The organism is Pseudooceanicola sp. DL12 (assembly GCF_056270665.1).
In genome coordinates this window covers 1,444,908-1,460,193 of the sequence record NZ_CM149884.1, presented here as the reverse complement: position 1 = coordinate 1,460,193, position 15,286 = coordinate 1,444,908, and the positions used below count along the sequence as shown (strand labels likewise).

Here is a 15,286-nt window from a genome sequence, read left to right as displayed (position 1 = left end):
GTCAGGCACTCTTCAGGATCGGCTTGCCGGCCTTGCCGGAGCGCCAGGCGCATGCCGCCTGTCCCAGCCCCTCGAAGAGCGGCCTCGACACCGGATCACAGGCGGCGTTGAACTCTGGATGCCATTGCACCGCAAGGGTGAAGCCGGGCGCATCTTCGACGTAGGCGGCCTCTGGGGTGCCATCTGGCGCAAAACCATCAATGAAGAAACGCTTGCCCGGGCGGACCACCCCCTGTCCGTGCAGCGTATTGGTCATCACTTCGGGGGCCCCCATCAGCCGGTGATAGACCCCACCCTCAGTGAAGGTCACCTTGTGACGCAACGCGAATTTCTCTTCGATCGTGCCATCGGGTGGCATGCGGTGGTTCATGCGCCCCGGCAGATCCCGGATTTCCGGGTGCAGCGTCGACCCCATGGCAACGGCGACCTCCTGAAATCCCCTGCAGATCCCCAGGAAGGGTTGCCCGCGCTCGACGCATGCACGGACCAGAGGCAGCGTGATAGCATCCCGTGCCCTGTCGAATGCGCCATGGGCCTCGGTCTCTTCCTCGCCGTATTCGGAGGGATGCACGTTCGGCCGGCCACCGGACAGGACAAAGCCGTCGAAGGTTTCCAGCAGTTCCTCGACCGTCACCAGTCGCGGGTCGGCAGGAATGAGCAGAGGAACGGCGTGGGCGACATCCGCCACCGCTTCCGAGATCATAACACCGCCCGCGTGCGTCCGGTAGCTGGAGTCGACAACGTGGAGATTGGTGATGATACCGATACGGGGTCTTGTCATGATACGCCTCTAATCCTGCTTGCTACTGTACAGGCGCACGGCGCGGATTTGAAACGAAAACGATGTGCGCTGATGCACTGCAAGAGGGCCCCGCCTGAGATATTGGCAGAATCGACCGCACATCGCCCTCAATGGCCGGCTGCGCTTGCCCCGGCAGCGGTTTCCGATACGAGAGCCGGCTCTGTCGCCATATCCAAGGCGTAGGTCGCCCCGGCCAACGCCACGAAGAGAACCACGAGGGCGGGGATCCAGATCGGCTTTGGCCCGCCATGCTTCTGAACCGCTTCGTTGTGGGTAGATTGCTGATCAGTCATCTGACGCTCCTTTCCATTCTGTCAATGGCATACGCCTCTCGCCAGAGGCCTTCCACCGGTTTTGAAACACACCGGCGTGACTCCGCGGGCCTTGCAATTCCGGGCCACGCAGCGAAGATCACCGGAACAAATAAACAAAGGACGCATGTCATGAAGGACGCCGCCGCAGACCACAGTTCTGGCACGATCTACCTCGCCGACTACACGCCGCCAGGCTGGCTGATCGATGATGTGCACCTGACCTTCCGTCTAGCGCCAGAGACGACAAGGGTCCTTTCCAAGATCACGTTCCGACCGAACCCCGAGAGCCCTCAGGACACGTTCTTCCTGCATGGTGAAGACCTGAAACTGATCAGTGCGAGCATCGACGGCCAAGCCGTCAGCCCGGAACTGACGCCTCACAGCCTGACCTGCGTTGTCCCCGACGGCCCCTTCACCTGGGAAGCCGAAGTCGAGATCGCTCCGGCAAAAAACACCGCACTGGAAGGGCTTTACATGTCGAACGGCATGTATTCGACCCAATGCGAAGCGGAAGGGTTCCGCAAGATCACCTACTATCCCGACAGGCCAGACGTGATGGCAACCTTCACCGTCCGGATCGAGAGCGACATGCCGGTCATGCTGTCGAACGGCAACCCGGTGAGCCGCGGCGAAGGCTTTGCCGAATGGCACGATCCCTGGCCGAAACCGGCCTATCTCTTTGCCCTGGTCGCAGGCGACCTGGTTAACCATCCCGACCGCTTCACCACCATGTCCGGCAAGGAGGTCGAACTGAACATCTGGGTCCGTCCCGGTGACGAGGGGAAATGCGCATTTGGCATGGAAGCCCTTAAGAAGTCGATGAAATGGGACGAGGAAACCTATGGTCGGGAATACGACCTGGACATCTTCAACATCGTTGCGGTCGACGATTTCAACATGGGCGCGATGGAGAACAAGGGCCTCAACATCTTCAACTCCTCCTGCGTTCTGGCAAGCCCGGAGACATCGACAGATGGCAACTTCGAGCGGATCGAAGCGATCATCGCGCATGAGTACTTCCACAACTGGACAGGCAACCGCATTACCTGCCGGGACTGGTTCCAGCTGTGCCTGAAGGAAGGTCTGACCGTCTACCGCGACAGCCAGTTCACCGCCGACATGCGAAGCGAGCCGGTCAAGCGGATCAGCGACGTGATTGCGTTGCGCGCCCGTCAGTTCCGCGAGGACAACGGCCCGCTCGCCCACGCAGTGCGCCCCGAGAGCTTTCAGGAAATCAACAACTTCTATACGGCCACCGTCTATGAGAAAGGCGCCGAGGTCATCGGAATGCTGAAGCGCCTCGTGGGGGATGAAGCCTACTACAAGGCGCTGGATCTCTACTTCGAGCGTCATGACGGACAGGCCTGCACGATCGAGGACTGGCTCAAGGTCTTCGAGGACAGCACCGGCCGTGACCTGTCTCAGTTCAAGCGCTGGTACAGCCAGGCCGGCACCCCGCGCCTGCACGTGACGGAGGAATGGCACGAGGGCAGCGGCAGCTATACCCTGCGCTTCCGCCAGGAGACGCCAGCCACGCCCGGGCAGACCGACAAGGCCCCCCAGGTGCTTCCGATTGCCGTGGGGCTGATCGGCCCCAACGGCGATGAGGTCGTCAGCACCACGCTTCTCGAGATGACCGAGGCAGAGCAGACCTTCAGTTTCAATGGTTTGGGCGCGCGTCCCGTGCCCTCGATCCTGCGCGGTTTCTCGGCCCCCGTGATCCTGCACCGCGACATGGACAATGCCGAGCGCGCCTTCCTGCTGGAGCATGACACAGATCCCTACTGCCGATGGGAGGCCGGCCGGGCCCTGGCGAAACAGGCACTGATGGAAATGATCGTTGACGATGCGCCCGCCGACCCGGCCTATCTCGGGGCGCTCGGCACTCTGTTGTCGGACGAGACGGTAGACCCCGCCTTCCGGGCGCTTGCCATGGCCCTGCCGTCCGAGGATGACCTGGCACAGACGCTCTTCGAGAGCGGCCACGTGCCTGACCCGCAAAGGATCTGGGCAAAACGCGAGGAAATGCGCGACGCGATGGCCAAGGCGCTTCCCGATCTGCTGGCCACGCTCTTTGCCAGCCACCAGGTGCCCGGGATCTATCAGCCCGATGCAGCACCGGCCGCGGCACGAGCCCTTGCCAACTCGGCCCTGGCACTGCTGAGCCGCCTCGACGGCGGCGAACGGGCCCGGCAGCAGTACGGCGAGGCGGACAACATGACCCAGCAGCTGGCCGCGCTGAGCTGCCTGCTGAGCATCGGCAAGGCAGATGCCGAGTTGAAGGCCTTCTACGCGCAATGGCAGCATGACCGCCTTGTCGTGGACAAGTGGTTCTCGATGCAGGTGGCCCATGCCGCACCGGAGAAGGTCGCCGAGACCGCCGAGGCCCTGGCCGGTCACCCGGATTTCGACATGCGCAACCCGAACCGTTTCCGTGCCACCTTTGGCGCCCTGGCGATGACGCCTGCGGGTTTCCACCACAAATCCGGTAAGGGTTACAAGGTGTTGGCCGACTGGCTGATCAAGCTGGACAAGCTGAACCCGCAAACCACCGCACGGATGTGCACAGCCTTCGAGACATGGAAACGCTTCGACGCGGACCGGCAGGCAATGATCCGGGCCGAGCTGGAACGGATCGCCGGACAGGAAGGCCTGAGCGGCGATGTGACGGAGATGGTGAGCCGTATCCTGAAGGCTTGAGGCGCCTTTGCGACAAAGGCAGCGGGCGTTTCGGGGCAAGAGTGGGCAGACCCCTCTTGCCCCCCAAACCGCCCTGCCCTAGAAACCGTGGCCAAGCCATTTCCGGAAAGGACGGACCATGCTGGACCTCACGTACGAGACCCCCAAACCCAAGGTGATCGCCGGCGCGAAGCACGATTGGGAACTGGTGATCGGCATGGAGGTGCATGCCCAGGTTTCCTCCAGGGCCAAGCTCTTCTCCGGCGGTTCGACACAGTTCGGCGCCGAGCCGAACTCCAACGTGGCCTTCGTGGACGCGGCGATGCCGGGCATGCTGCCGGTGATCAACGAGTTCTGCGTCGAACAGGCGGTCCGCACCGGGCTGGGCCTGAACGCGCAGATCAACCTGATGAGCGCCTTCGACCGCAAGAACTATTTCTACCCCGACCTGCCGCAGGGCTACCAGATCAGCCAGCTCTACCATCCCATTGTCGGCGAAGGAGAAATTCTGGTCGACATGGAGCCGGGCGTGGCCCGGCTGGTGCGCGTGGAGCGCATCCACCTCGAACAGGACGCGGGCAAGTCGATCCATGACATGGATCCGAACATGTCCTTTGTCGACCTGAACCGGACCGGCGTGGCGCTGATGGAGATCGTCAGCCGGCCGGACATCCGTGGCCCGGAAGAGGCCGCAGCCTACCTGGCGAAGCTGCGCCAGATCCTGCGCTACCTCGGCACCTGCGACGGCAACATGCAGAACGGCAACATGCGCGCTGACGTCAACGTCTCGGTCTGTCGCGTGGGGCAATACGAGAAGTATCAGGAAACGCAGGACTTTTCGCACCTCGGCACGCGCTGCGAACTGAAGAACATGAACTCCATGCGCTTCATCCAGATGGCGATCGACTATGAGGCACGGCGCCAGATCCAGATTCTGGAGAGCGGCGGCGAGATCGAACAGGAAACCCGCCTGTATGATCCGGACAAGAACGAGACCCGCTCGATGCGGTCGAAGGAAGAAGCGCATGATTACCGCTACTTCCCCGATCCCGACCTGCTGCCGCTGGAGATCGAGCAAGCCTGGGTAGACGATATCAAGGCCAGCCTGCCGGAGCTGCCTGACGCCAAAAAAGCCCGTTTCGTCAAGGACTTCGGCCTGTCCGAATATGACGCGAGCGTGCTGACCGCGGAAGTGCCGAACGCCGTCTACTTCGAAGCCGTCGCGGGCATCTGCGGCGATGGCAAGCTGGCGGCGAACTGGGTGATCAACGAGCTGTTCGGCCGCCTGAAGAAGGACGATGCCGACATCGAGGACAGCCCGGTGAACCCGGAGCAACTTGCTGGAATCATTACCCTTATCAAGAAGGGTGACATCAGCGGCAAGATCGCCAAGGACGTCTTCGAGATCGTCTATACCGAGGGCGGCGACCCGGCAAAGATCGTCGAGGAAAAGGGCCTGAAACAGGTGACCGACACCGGCGCCATCGAAGCAGCCGTCGACGAGGTGATCGCGGCCAACCCGGCGCAGGTGGAAAAAGCCAAGCAGAATCCGAAGCTTGCGGGCTGGTTCGTGGGCCAGGTCATGAAGGCCACCGGCGGCAAGGCCAACCCCAAGGCGGTCAATGACCTGGTGGCGGCCAAGCTGGGCCTCTGAGACCGAAAACAGTGCAGATCATGACGCCGGGGCCCAGCCCCGGCGTTTGCATTTCCGCCCCCGAAAAACGGCCGAAAAGGCCCCAACAAATTCCAAACCACGCATATCTTCAACCCGTTGAAATCGCCGGATTCCAACGTCGGTATTACGTCGGTATCGCGTCGGTATCGCGTCGGTGCGAAAATGGCCCTGCCATGGCCCCCTGAGCGGCCGAAAACCGGCCTCGGACCAGCGCCCCTACGGCCTCTCTGCCAAAAGGGGAATGGCCCAAGGGACGGGTTGCGAATGCTGCACGGCTGTGCACAGCTGACCCGGAAGTGCGATCTTTACCTATAGGTAACGCGAAGAGGTTTGCCTGCCTTCCCGCAACGGTATACCCGGACAACGAGGCCGCCGAACGGCCCGCCGTTATCGTGTACCAGTGATCAGCCAGTTCCCAGCCAGCCGCGTCCTGACGTACCAGTAGAATTCTCTCTCCCATGCCTCCCCGCCCCGCCTTCTCGCATCACGAGATCTATGACGCCGCGCTGGACGCAGAGGCATTCGCCGCCCTGCCCGGACGATTTGCCGCCGCCCTCGGGGTCAGTTCCTGTTTCATGATGTGGTACCACCCCGGCGCCCGGCGGGATTTCGTGGCCGATACCCATGACGAGGTGAACGCCACCTACGAGGCGGAATTCGCGGACCACGACCTGTGGTTCAACGAGGGTTTCAAGCCGGCCAACCTGGGACGGGTGCTGCGGCTGTCGGAGCTGGTGCCGGAGCAGACCTATCGCCGCTCGGTCTATTACAACGAGTTCATCCGGCCGAACCGGCTCGACAAGGTCTGGTGCATGGCCATCGGCACCCCCACCCGCGACGGCACCGGGGTGATCGCCCTGCACCGCGGCGCGGCCGAGGGCGATTTCAGCGACGCGGACGCCGATTTCCTGCAACGCCATGCCCGCGACATCAACCGGATGATGGAGATCCGCCGCGAGCTGGAGCGGAACCTCTTCGAAGAGATCACCGCGACCCGCCGTACCCTGAGCGAGGGCATGCCGAGCTTCGAGCTCGACCCGGAGGGGCGGCTGCTGCGGCTGAATGGCGGCGGCGAGACCCTGCTGCGGGCCCATCCTGCCTTTCGCCTGAGCCGGGACCGGCTGCGCTTTGATCCCCGGCTTGCCCGTGCGCTGGACGCGGCGCTGCACCGGGCCACGCGGGCCGACCATGCCGAGGCCTCGGTGCTGGAACTGCCGCCCACCGTGGCGCCGCACCGCCCCCCGGAGGCGATGTTTCCGGCACTGACGCTGAACGTGCTGCCGCGCACGGGCGGCGGCTGCAAGGCACTGCTGGTGGTGACATCGGAAGAGCCGCTGGAACTGTCGAGCGGGCTCTACCCGATCGAGGAGCGCGCCCGGCTGAGCGCACGGGAAGTCATGGTCTTGACGCTGACAAGCGAGGGCATGCGCCGCGACATGGTGGCCCATACCCTTGGCATCTCGATGCCGACGGTGGACATGCACCTGAAGAACGCCCGGCTGAAGCTGGGGGCATCGACACTGGCCCAGGCGGTGCGCAACGGCATCATGCTCGGGGTGATCTGAGGGGCGCCCCTGCCGGACGCGCCCCTAGAACGGGACTACAGCACCCACTCGATCGGCAGCCAGGACATCACCCGCACCAGGCCGCGCTTGAAGATCGAGGTGTTGGGGTCGTGATCGTAGGTGACGGTCACGTTGCCGTCGGCGTCCTTTTCCTGCCAGAGCAGGTTCCCGTCGGGGCCGCGGACCACGTAGTAGGAATTGGTGGTGGAATTCAGCGCCTCGGTCAGGGCGCTGGCGATGCTGGGGCTGTCGATGAGGAAGCCCATCTCGGTGTTGAGATGCGCAGACCGCGGATCGAAGTTGAAGGAGCCAATGAAGCTGTCCTGATCGTCGATCGAGAAGGTCTTTGCGTGCAGGCTGGCGGTGGAGCCAGACAGGATCGAGGAGACGAAGGATTCCGGCGCCGCATCGGGTTCGGCGCGCAGCTCGTGCAGCTCGATCCCGGCATCGACCAGATCGTCGCGGTATTTCAGATAGGCCGAGTGGACGGAAGAAACGTTGTTGGATTCCAGCGAGTTGGTCAGGATGCGGATCTTGACCCCCTTGTTGGCCAGATCGATCAGCGTCTCGGCCCCGAGCGCGCCGGGGATGAAGTAGGCCGAGACGAGATCGAGCGAGGTATCGGCGGTGTTGAGGATATCGGGCAGGCTGGCGATCAGCAGCTGATCGTCGGCCGCAAGCCCCAGGCCCTTGGAGGGATCGTCGACATAGAGGGTGACCGTGGTCCATTCGTGGGGCGATTCGCCGGCGATGACCTGGGACATGATGGGCGAGTTCTGCATCGCCTCGACATATTCCTCGCCGCGGGCGGAATGGCGCGCGGCCTCGCCATGATCGCGGATCGACTGCAGGCCGGCCTCCGCACTCTTGAGATTGACCACGGAGCCGATCGGATAGGCGCTCTCGCTGGCCCAGTAATCATCGAAGGTTTCGCCGACGATGGTGGCGGCGGGGCCGGCCGCCAGCACGTCGTAGTCGAAGTGATGCGCACCCTCGCCGTAGTCGAAGTAGACGTCGCCGATGTTGCGGCCACCGATGATCGTGGCGGCGCCATCGGCAGTCATCGACTTGTTGTGCATGCGGCGGTTGAGACGGAAGAAGTCGAAGGCATAGGCGAATTGCTTCCACCAGCGGGTCTGGTAGGGATTCCAGAGGCGGACCTCGACATTGGGCAGGCTGTCGAGGGCGGCGAGCTCCTGGTCGAGGCCGGGGATGCCGTTGTCGTCGAGCAGCAGGCGGATGCGGACACCGCGTTCGGCCGCGTCGAGGTATTCATCCAGCAGCGCCCAGCCGGTCGTGTCGGTCTCCCAGATGTAATACTGGGTGTCGATGCTCTCCTGGGCGGTGCGGGCCATCAGGATGCGCGCCGCGAGGGCATCGCGGCCATCGGCCAGCGGCAGGACGCCGGAGACACCGGGGCTGTCCTCCATCATGCCGAGGACGCCGCGCCCGAGGTAGGTATCGGCCGAGAGGGCGGTATGGGTGGATTCGCTGCGGTTGTCGTTGTCGGGCAGGGCAAAGATCAGTCTGAGGCCGAAGATGATCACCACGACGATGACGATGAAGATTGCCAAGTTTCTGAGGAACCGCATTCGAGAGACCCGCCCGCAATTGGAATTTGAATTCCCCGAAATGTTTAACCACTTTGGCGCGCGAAGGAAGAGCAAGCCGCGCGGGCGGCACCGGGAAGGCCGGGGCGATGCATTTCGCCCACGTTTGCCGCGACCGGTGACGGGACCGCGCGCAGGAAGGGACTGGACATGAGCGTTTTCATCTCGGGGCTGCTGGACGTGCGGCCGGAGTGGACGGACTACAACGGCCATATGAACATGGCCTATTACGCGGTGATCTTCGACCAGGCGGATGACCAGTTCAGTGCCCGGGTCGGGCTGGACGAGGCCTATCGCCGCGACAGCGGGCACACGACCTATGCGGCGGAATTCCACATCCGCTATCTGCGCGAGCTGCATGCGGGGGCAAGGGTGCGGGCGAGCGTGCAGCTGATCGAGGTGGGGCCGAAGAGCTTCCACTTCTGCCAGCAGATGTGGCACGAGGAGGGCTGGCTCGCCGCGACGGCCGAGGGGATCAGCCTGCACGTGGACCAGGCGGGGCCGAGGGTGGCGCCCTATCCGCCCGGCCGCCTCGCGGCGCTGGAGGCGGCGCTTGCGGCGCAGGGGGATGCGCCGGTACCGGAGTGGGTTGGTCGCCCGATGGGCATTCGGCGCCGCAATCGGTAGCAAATCGCCGCGCAGCGCCGCGCGGGCGCGGCCCGTGTTGCGGGGCGGCCCGCGGACCATTATGAAGGGGCGCCGGCAGGACGGGAAATCCCCACCCGCCGGACAAGGATTTGCAGCGCGCGATCTGCGGCCAGTCCCGGGCCCGGCAAGGCCAGGACGCGAGCCGGACGCGGACCGAGCAGTAGCAGGCGCCAGACAGGAGACAGGCCCGCATGACCACCTATGAATACAAGGTCGTCCCCGCCCCGGCCAAGGGCGAGAAGGCGAAGGGGATCAAGACGCCCGAGGGGCGCTTTGCCCGGGCGCTGGAAGCGGTGATCAACGAGATGGCCGCCGCCGGCTGGGAATACATGCGCGCCGAGACCCTGCCCCACGAGGAACGCTCGGGACTGACCGGCTCGGCCAAGACCTTTCGCAACGTGCTGATCTTTCGCCGCAGCACAGGCGTGGACGCCGACTGGGCCCAGGCGGTGCCGGGCGGCTCGCTTCAGGTGATGACGTCGGATGTGCCGGCAGAGGCGCCGAAACCGGCGCTGACCGCCAGCCGTGGCAGCGGCCCCGGCACCGGCAGCGGAAAACCCGCCGAAACCCCGGCGGCAGCCGGCCACCGCGAACCGCCGCTGAGGAAGGAGCCGGCCATGAGCCCGGCCCCCGAAAAGGCTGCGGATGACACCGTGGAGACCACGGAGGACGACGGGAGCCGCAAGACCGAGTAAGTTCCGCGCCCGCCGCGATGCGCCCTTGAAGACGCAGGGAAAATGCCCATATCGGGCCTCTGCCCGTGCCCGAGGCGGCACGGGCGGGATCCGTGGCCGACGGCAGCTGTCGCTGGCGCCCTGACGGGGCGCAACAGGGCGCGGCCGTCAGACCTCGAGTTCGAGGGAGAGGGCGTGGATCTTGCCGATCAGCTCCGGGCCGAGGGCGGCGTGGACGGCACGGTGCCGGGCAATCCGGCTCTTGCCGGCAAGGGCCGGGCTCTTCATGCGGACGCGGAAATGGCTCTCGCCGCCCTCCTGATAGCCCGCGTGGCCACGATGCTGTTCACTCTCGTCCAGCACTTCCAGCACTTCAGGTGCGAATTCCTGCTGCAACCGGGTACGGATCTCTGCCGTTCTCGACATATTTTTTTCCTCTCGCCTCTTCAATCTGGCGCCACACAGTCTAAACTGCAGCGCCTGACTCGGAAAGGACCGCTTGATGCCCAAACCTGATCCCTTCGGTTTCGATATGTCCATCTCTTCTGCAAAGAAGAAAACCAACCGCGGCCGGCGCGGCATGTCCGGCGCCTCCGAGACCTCGACCCGGGTCTGCGAGCACCCCGGCTGTGAGCAGCCGGGCAAGTATCGTGCGCCCAAGGCCCCCGACGTGCTGGACGACTACTACTGGTTCTGCAAGGACCACGTGCGCGAGTACAACCAGAAATGGAGCTTCTTCGACGGCAAGACCGAAGCCGAGATGAATGCGCAGATGAGCGACGACAAGGTCTGGGACCGCAAGACCAAGCCGCTGGGCGATCCCGAGGCACGGGCCTGGGCGCGGCTGGGCATCGAGGACCCGCACCAGGTGCTGGGCGCCAATGCCACCCAGAACCCCGGCCGCAGCAAGAACAACGGCGCCCATACCCGCCGCCTGCCGCCCACCGAGCGCCAGGCGATCGACATCCTTGAGGCCAAGGACCACTGGAGCAAGGCCGAAGTGCGCAAGGCCTACAAGGCGCTGATCAAGGTGCTGCACCCCGACATGAACGGCGGCGATCGCAGCCAGGAAGAGCAGCTGCAGCAGGTCGTCTGGGCCTGGGACCAGATCAAGGACAGCCGCAACTTCAAGTAGGTGCTGCTTTGCAGCGCAGGGACATGGGACGGGTCGCCACAGGCGGCCCGTTTCGCTTTTCAGCGCGTGAAATCGGGCAGATAGTGGCGGCGTTGCGCACAGCCCGAGGAGGCCTGTCAGATGTCGCGGAAGACCATCGCCATCGTGATCTTCGACCTGGTCGAGGAGATGGATTTCACCGGGCCATGGGAGGTGCTGACCGGCGTGATCGGCGCCTCGGAGGACTGGCGCGTCGAGCTGGTGGCCGAACGCGAGGGGCCGGTGCTCTGTGCCAAGGGCATGCGGGTGCTGCCGACGGCGCTGCTGTCGGAGTTGCCGCATCCCGAGGTGGTGATCGTGCCCGGCGGCAAGGGCGCGCGCGCCGAGGTGGCCAACCCGGCGATGACCGCCTGGCTGCAGGCGGCAGCGCCGGGCTGCGACTGGCTGATGAGCGTCTGCACCGGCGCCTTCCTGATCGCGGGCGCGGGGCTGGCGGGCGGCCGCCAGATGACCACGCACCACGATTTCTGTGCGGCGCTGCGCGAGACAGGGCGCGTGGGCGAGGTGCTTGAGGGAATGCGGATCGTTCGTGACGGCACCCTGGTGAGCGCGGGCGGCGTGATGTCCGGGATCGAGATGGCGCTCTGGCTGGTGGCGCGGCTGTTCGGCGCCGAGAGCGCGGAGGCGGCGAAGAACGATATCGCCTATGGCTATCCTCCCGCAGGGGCGATCAGCGAGCGCGACTGATCCGCCACCGCTCCGCTACCGTGCCCGACGGGCGGCGGGCCTGTCAGTGACGGGAGGCGAGAAAGCTTGCCGCGGCCTCGGACCGGCCGGGCTGTGCGGCGTCGCCCTGAACGTAATGCGCAAGACCCGAGAGCAGGAACATCAAGAGGACGGCGAGGCCAGCGGTGTTGCGGCGGCTGTAGAAGGTGAACATGCGTTTCCCCGGGCAGCGACGTGAAGATTGGCACCCGCCCCCGAGGGACGGATGCGCAGGGTTCTGCCACAGAGGTTTGGACAAAGCGTTAACCCCGCCCTGACGGAACGTCCGGTGCCCCTGCCCGTCCGCCGGTGAAGGCCGAAGGGCAAGGCAGAGGATCAGAGCTGCTGGCTGACGACCTCGCCCGTGGCCACGACCGGGCCGGTGGGCTGACCGGTGGGCGAACCGCCTTCGGGTTCCTCGGAGACCGCGAGCACGGCGCCCGGAAGCAGCGCGCCCATGTCGGCGGGCAGCGCGATCTCTTCGGTGCGGGCATCGGCGGGCCAGACGATCAGCGAGACCGGCGCATCGTTGCCGGCGATCAGCCAGAGCTCGAACGAGCGGCCGGCGGGGGCGGGTTGCCCCTGCTGCTGCAGCCGGAGGGTGCCGCTCTCGGGGTCGTAGCCGGCGAGGAAGCGCACCGGATCGGCCGGGGCGCCGATCTGGGCCACGAAGCTGGGCGCGGGCGGTGCCAGCAGGTCGGACTGATAGACCAGGAAGGCCAGGCCCGCGGCCACCAGCGAGCCCACGAGCACCTCGCCCAGGCCCCAGCGGCGCCAGAGGCTGACCTGTTCGGGGGGTGTTTCGTCCCAGAGCCGTTCGGTGATCGCCTGCCAGACACGGGGCGGCACGGCCTCTTCGGCGATCGTGTCGGTCATGGCGGCGAAATCCTCGGCCCAGGCGGCGACCAGCGCACGGAGCGCCGGGCTGCGCCCCATCTCGGCCTCGAAGGCGGCGCGTGCCTCGCCCTCCACGAGGCCGAGAACGTATTCCGCGGCACGGATGCTCTCCTCCTCGCCGGGGGTCGGCGGTATGATGTCATCGTCGCTCATCGCGTCAGACAATCCTTCAGTTTCAGCAGGCTGCGCCGGAGCCAGCTGCGCATGGTGTTGAGCGGCACGTCGAAACGCGTGGCCAGCTCCTGATAGGTGAGCCCGGAGAGATAGGCGCCCCGGACGGCCTCGGCCCGGTCGGCATCAAGCTCCTGGAGGCAGCCCGCGAGCCGGGCGCGCTCCGAGCTGGCGATGGCCGCGGCCTCGGGGGTTGGGCCGGCATCGGGGATGGCCTCGGCCTCCGACATCTCGGCGCCACTGGCGCGGCGCGCCCGCAGCCTGTCGATGGCGGTGTTGCGGGCGATGGTGATCAGCCAGGTCATCGGGCTGTAGCCGCCGGACTGATAGCGACCGGCATTGCGCCAGATCTTGACGTAGGATTCCTGCACGGCCTCTTCCGCTTCGCTTCTCGTGCCCAAGACACGCAGCGAGATGCCGAAGAGTTTCGCGGAGGTCAGCTGGTAAAGTCGTTCGAAGGCGGCGCGGTCCGCAAGGGCGGTGCGCGCGATCAGCTCCTCGATGTCCTCCAGGGTCGCCATGGGCCCCGTCCCTCCCCTTTTGCGTCCCTGGCGGGCGTCCGGTTGCCTCTACCGTGGTCTCCGCGGCGTCGCCCCTGCCTGCTCTGGCGCGGCGGCGGCGTTTTTGCCCTTTCCCTCGGCGTCTGCTTCGATATGTTGCCCGGAGAACCGCCCGGCCCGGCCGGGTACGCGAAGGAACGACAAGGACACACCGACCATGGCCGACGGATCGCTCGATATCAACGCCAAACCGACCGAGGAAATCTCGGTCCGCGAAGTCTTCGGCATCGATACCGATATGACCGTAAAGGGTTTTGACGCGCCCACCGACCGCGTGCCGGAAGCCGATCCGACCTATCGCTTCGACCCCGACACGACGCTGGCGATCCTTGCGGGCTTCAGCCACAACCGCCGCGTCATGGTGCAGGGCTACCACGGTACGGGCAAGTCGACCCATATCGAGCAGGTGGCAAGCCGCCTGAACTGGCCCTGCGTGCGCGTCAACCTGGACAGCCACATCAGCCGGATCGACCTGATCGGCAAGGACGCCATCAAGCTGCGCGACGGCAAGCAGGTGACGGAATTCCACGAGGGCATCCTGCCCTGGGCGCTGCGCAACCCCACCGCGATCGTTTTCGACGAATACGATGCCGGCCGCGCCGACGTGATGTTCGTGATCCAGCGGGTGCTGGAAACCGACGGCAAGTTGACGCTGCTCGACCAGAACGAGATCATCACGCCGAACAAGTATTTCCGCCTCTTCGCCACCTCCAACACGGTGGGCCTGGGCGATACGACGGGCCTTTACCATGGCACCCAGCAGATCAACCAGGCACAGATGGACCGCTGGTCGCTCGTGGCGACGCTGAACTATCTCAGCCATGATGCGGAAACCGCGATCATCCTGTCGAAGGCGCCGCATTACAACACCGAGAAGGGCCGCAAGACCATCGCGCAGATGGTAACGCTGGCCGGTCTGACCCGGACCGCCTTCATGAACGGCGACCTGTCGACCGTCATGAGCCCCCGTACCGTGATCAACTGGGCGCAGAACGCCGAGATCTTCCGCAACACGGGCTATGCCTTCCGCCTGACCTTCCTGAACAAGTGTGACGAGCTGGAACGCCAGACCGTGGCCGAGTTCTATCAGCGCTGCTTCGACGAAGAGCTGCCGGAGAGCGCAGCGGTGGCCGCCGGCTGAACCCTTACGCAGAGCAACAGATTGCAACGGCGGCTCCGGAAACGGGGCCGCCGTTTTTTCTTGGCCATTTTTGGTGGCGGGTGGCCCTGCCGGCGCCCCTCCCGGGCGAGCCATGAACGAAATGGCAACACCTGACGGCCTAGCCTGACGACAGACCGCAGCAGCGGTGCGTCGGAGGTTTGCCATGAAACGGGTGCAAAACGGACTTTTCCGCCTGATGATCTGCCTGACGGCCCTTCTGGGGGCTGCCCCCGGGCTGACCCTGGCCGGCCCCCTGGATCCGCTGACACGAGAGTTCGCCACCTGCGCCGGCCGCCTCTCGGCCCTGATGGAGCATCAGTGGCTGATGTCGGACAGCCGGTCGGAGGACACGCGGGCACAGCGCGCCGCGATGCTGGACCTGCTTCAGGCGGTGATGCCCGAGGATGCGGGCCGGCAGGCGCTGGCCCTGCGGATCGAGGCGAAATTTGCCCAGCAGCAGCTGTTGATGCAGACCGATTTCGGCGGCACCGCGCCCGAGCGCCAGCGCAGCGCTGCGGCCCGCTCCAAAGAGATGCTGAGGCACTGCGCCCTGCTGATCGGCGCGGAGGCCGGCCTGAGGACGGGCCAGAGCCCGGCCATGGGCGACACGGCGCGCGAATCCGGCTGACGTCGCGGCGCGACTATCCCCG

16 protein-coding genes are annotated in these 15,286 nt (G+C 65.3%); 9 read left to right on the top strand and 7 right to left on the bottom strand.

Annotation, left to right across the window (positions count from 1 at the left end; all coding sequences use genetic code 11):
* Position 1 precedes the first annotated feature (1 nt).
* Positions 2-781, bottom strand: coding sequence for a gamma-glutamyl-gamma-aminobutyrate hydrolase family protein (locus tag AC0WR5_RS06810; RefSeq protein WP_475867796.1), 780 nt, complete (start codon positions 779-781; stop codon positions 2-4).
* Positions 782-909: 128 nt separating this feature from the next.
* Positions 910-1,095: a hypothetical protein gene (locus AC0WR5_RS06805; protein ID WP_475867795.1), complete on the bottom strand. Its 186-nt coding sequence runs from the start codon at positions 1,093-1,095 to the stop codon at positions 910-912.
* Positions 1,096-1,245: 150 nt separating this feature from the next.
* On the opposite strand from AC0WR5_RS06805, the gene pepN reads away from it, so the two are divergent.
* From pepN to AC0WR5_RS06790, 3 genes are all read left to right on the top strand, one after another.
* On the top strand, positions 1,246-3,816 hold the full coding sequence (pepN, locus tag AC0WR5_RS06800) for an aminopeptidase N (RefSeq protein WP_475867794.1): 2,571 nt from the start codon (positions 1,246-1,248) through the stop codon (positions 3,814-3,816).
* Positions 3,817-3,934: 118 nt separating this feature from the next.
* Positions 3,935-5,449, top strand: a complete 1,515-nt coding sequence (gene gatB / locus AC0WR5_RS06795; protein WP_475867793.1) for an Asp-tRNA(Asn)/Glu-tRNA(Gln) amidotransferase subunit GatB — start codon at positions 3,935-3,937, stop codon at positions 5,447-5,449.
* 479 nt (positions 5,450-5,928) lie between these two features.
* Positions 5,929-7,035 (top strand): helix-turn-helix transcriptional regulator, encoded by a 1,107-nt coding sequence (locus AC0WR5_RS06790; RefSeq protein WP_475867792.1) that lies wholly within the window; start codon positions 5,929-5,931, stop codon positions 7,033-7,035.
* A gap of 35 nt (positions 7,036-7,070) precedes the next feature.
* Here the strand turns inward: AC0WR5_RS06790 and AC0WR5_RS06785 are convergent, their stop codons facing one another.
* On the bottom strand, positions 7,071-8,627 hold the full coding sequence (locus AC0WR5_RS06785; protein ID WP_475867791.1) for a phospholipase D family protein: 1,557 nt from the start codon (positions 8,625-8,627) through the stop codon (positions 7,071-7,073).
* Positions 8,628-8,795: 168 nt separating this feature from the next.
* Between AC0WR5_RS06785 and AC0WR5_RS06780 the strand changes: the two genes are divergently transcribed.
* Together AC0WR5_RS06780 and AC0WR5_RS06775 are read left to right on the top strand one after the other, a co-directional pair.
* Positions 8,796-9,272, top strand: a complete 477-nt coding sequence (locus AC0WR5_RS06780) for a thioesterase family protein (RefSeq protein ID WP_475867790.1) — start codon at positions 8,796-8,798, stop codon at positions 9,270-9,272.
* A 212-nt stretch (positions 9,273-9,484) separates the two neighbouring features.
* Positions 9,485-9,988, top strand: coding sequence for a DUF4177 domain-containing protein (locus AC0WR5_RS06775; protein WP_475867789.1), 504 nt, complete (start codon positions 9,485-9,487; stop codon positions 9,986-9,988).
* 147 nt (positions 9,989-10,135) lie between these two features.
* Here the strand turns inward: AC0WR5_RS06775 and AC0WR5_RS06770 are convergent, their stop codons facing one another.
* Positions 10,136-10,393: a BolA family protein gene (locus AC0WR5_RS06770; RefSeq protein ID WP_475867788.1), complete on the bottom strand. Its 258-nt coding sequence runs from the start codon at positions 10,391-10,393 to the stop codon at positions 10,136-10,138.
* Positions 10,394-10,469: 76 nt separating this feature from the next.
* Between AC0WR5_RS06770 and AC0WR5_RS06765 the strand changes: the two genes are divergently transcribed.
* The gene (locus AC0WR5_RS06765) at positions 10,470-11,102 is read left to right on the top strand and encodes a DnaJ domain-containing protein (protein ID WP_475867787.1); all 633 of its coding nucleotides are present in this window, start codon (positions 10,470-10,472) and stop codon (positions 11,100-11,102) included.
* A gap of 120 nt (positions 11,103-11,222) precedes the next feature.
* Entirely contained in the window at positions 11,223-11,828 is a 606-nt protein-coding gene (locus AC0WR5_RS06760) for a DJ-1/PfpI family protein (protein WP_475867786.1), read from the top strand.
* 43 nt (positions 11,829-11,871) lie between these two features.
* Here the strand turns inward: AC0WR5_RS06760 and AC0WR5_RS06755 are convergent, their stop codons facing one another.
* The 3 genes from AC0WR5_RS06755 to AC0WR5_RS06745 all read right to left on the bottom strand — a co-directional run bounded on the left by AC0WR5_RS06755 (position 11,872) and on the right by AC0WR5_RS06745 (position 13,435).
* Positions 11,872-12,021 carry a hypothetical protein gene (locus tag AC0WR5_RS06755; protein ID WP_475867785.1) on the bottom strand — a complete coding sequence of 50 codons (150 nt, stop codon included), beginning with the start codon at positions 12,019-12,021 and terminating at the stop codon, positions 11,872-11,874.
* A 161-nt stretch (positions 12,022-12,182) separates the two neighbouring features.
* A complete protein-coding gene (locus AC0WR5_RS06750; RefSeq protein ID WP_475867784.1) occupies positions 12,183-12,896 on the bottom strand; it encodes an anti-sigma factor in 714 nt (237 codons plus the stop codon).
* Entirely contained in the window at positions 12,893-13,435 is a 543-nt protein-coding gene (locus AC0WR5_RS06745) for a sigma-70 family RNA polymerase sigma factor (RefSeq protein WP_475867783.1), read from the bottom strand. Before AC0WR5_RS06745 ends, AC0WR5_RS06750 begins: the two co-directional genes overlap by 4 nt.
* A 196-nt stretch (positions 13,436-13,631) precedes the next feature.
* Here AC0WR5_RS06745 and cobS point away from each other — a divergent pair, with 196 nt between their 5' ends.
* Both cobS and AC0WR5_RS06735 read left to right on the top strand, forming a co-directional pair.
* Entirely contained in the window at positions 13,632-14,615 is a 984-nt protein-coding gene (gene cobS, locus AC0WR5_RS06740) for a cobaltochelatase subunit CobS (RefSeq protein WP_475867782.1), read from the top strand.
* Positions 14,616-14,799: 184 nt separating this feature from the next.
* Positions 14,800-15,264: a hypothetical protein gene (locus AC0WR5_RS06735; RefSeq protein ID WP_475867781.1), complete on the top strand. Its 465-nt coding sequence runs from the start codon at positions 14,800-14,802 to the stop codon at positions 15,262-15,264.
* The last annotated feature ends 22 nt before the right edge of the window (positions 15,265-15,286 follow it).

Excerpts from the sequence above, each read along its gene's own strand:
- AC0WR5_RS06810 (WP_475867796.1), bottom strand. The coding sequence starts at position 781 with ATGACAAGACCCCGTATCGGTATCATCACCAATCTCCACGTTGTCGAC.
- AC0WR5_RS06805 (WP_475867795.1), bottom strand. The coding sequence starts at position 1,095 with ATGACTGATCAGCAATCTACCCACAACGAAGCGGTTCAGAAGCATGGC.
- pepN (WP_475867794.1), top strand. The coding sequence starts at position 1,246 with ATGAAGGACGCCGCCGCAGACCACAGTTCTGGCACGATCTACCTCGCC.
- gatB (WP_475867793.1), top strand. The coding sequence starts at position 3,935 with ATGCTGGACCTCACGTACGAGACCCCCAAACCCAAGGTGATCGCCGGC.
- AC0WR5_RS06790 (WP_475867792.1), top strand. The coding sequence starts at position 5,929 with ATGCCTCCCCGCCCCGCCTTCTCGCATCACGAGATCTATGACGCCGCG.
- AC0WR5_RS06785 (WP_475867791.1), bottom strand. The coding sequence starts at position 8,627 with ATGCGGTTCCTCAGAAACTTGGCAATCTTCATCGTCATCGTCGTGGTG.
- AC0WR5_RS06780 (WP_475867790.1), top strand. The coding sequence starts at position 8,796 with ATGAGCGTTTTCATCTCGGGGCTGCTGGACGTGCGGCCGGAGTGGACG.
- AC0WR5_RS06775 (WP_475867789.1), top strand. The coding sequence starts at position 9,485 with ATGACCACCTATGAATACAAGGTCGTCCCCGCCCCGGCCAAGGGCGAG.
- AC0WR5_RS06770 (WP_475867788.1), bottom strand. The coding sequence starts at position 10,393 with ATGTCGAGAACGGCAGAGATCCGTACCCGGTTGCAGCAGGAATTCGCA.
- AC0WR5_RS06765 (WP_475867787.1), top strand. The coding sequence starts at position 10,470 with ATGCCCAAACCTGATCCCTTCGGTTTCGATATGTCCATCTCTTCTGCA.
- AC0WR5_RS06760 (WP_475867786.1), top strand. The coding sequence starts at position 11,223 with ATGTCGCGGAAGACCATCGCCATCGTGATCTTCGACCTGGTCGAGGAG.
- AC0WR5_RS06755 (WP_475867785.1), bottom strand. The coding sequence starts at position 12,021 with ATGTTCACCTTCTACAGCCGCCGCAACACCGCTGGCCTCGCCGTCCTC.
- AC0WR5_RS06750 (WP_475867784.1), bottom strand. The coding sequence starts at position 12,896 with ATGAGCGACGATGACATCATACCGCCGACCCCCGGCGAGGAGGAGAGC.
- AC0WR5_RS06745 (WP_475867783.1), bottom strand. The coding sequence starts at position 13,435 with ATGGCGACCCTGGAGGACATCGAGGAGCTGATCGCGCGCACCGCCCTT.
- cobS (WP_475867782.1), top strand. The coding sequence starts at position 13,632 with ATGGCCGACGGATCGCTCGATATCAACGCCAAACCGACCGAGGAAATC.
- AC0WR5_RS06735 (WP_475867781.1), top strand. The coding sequence starts at position 14,800 with ATGAAACGGGTGCAAAACGGACTTTTCCGCCTGATGATCTGCCTGACG.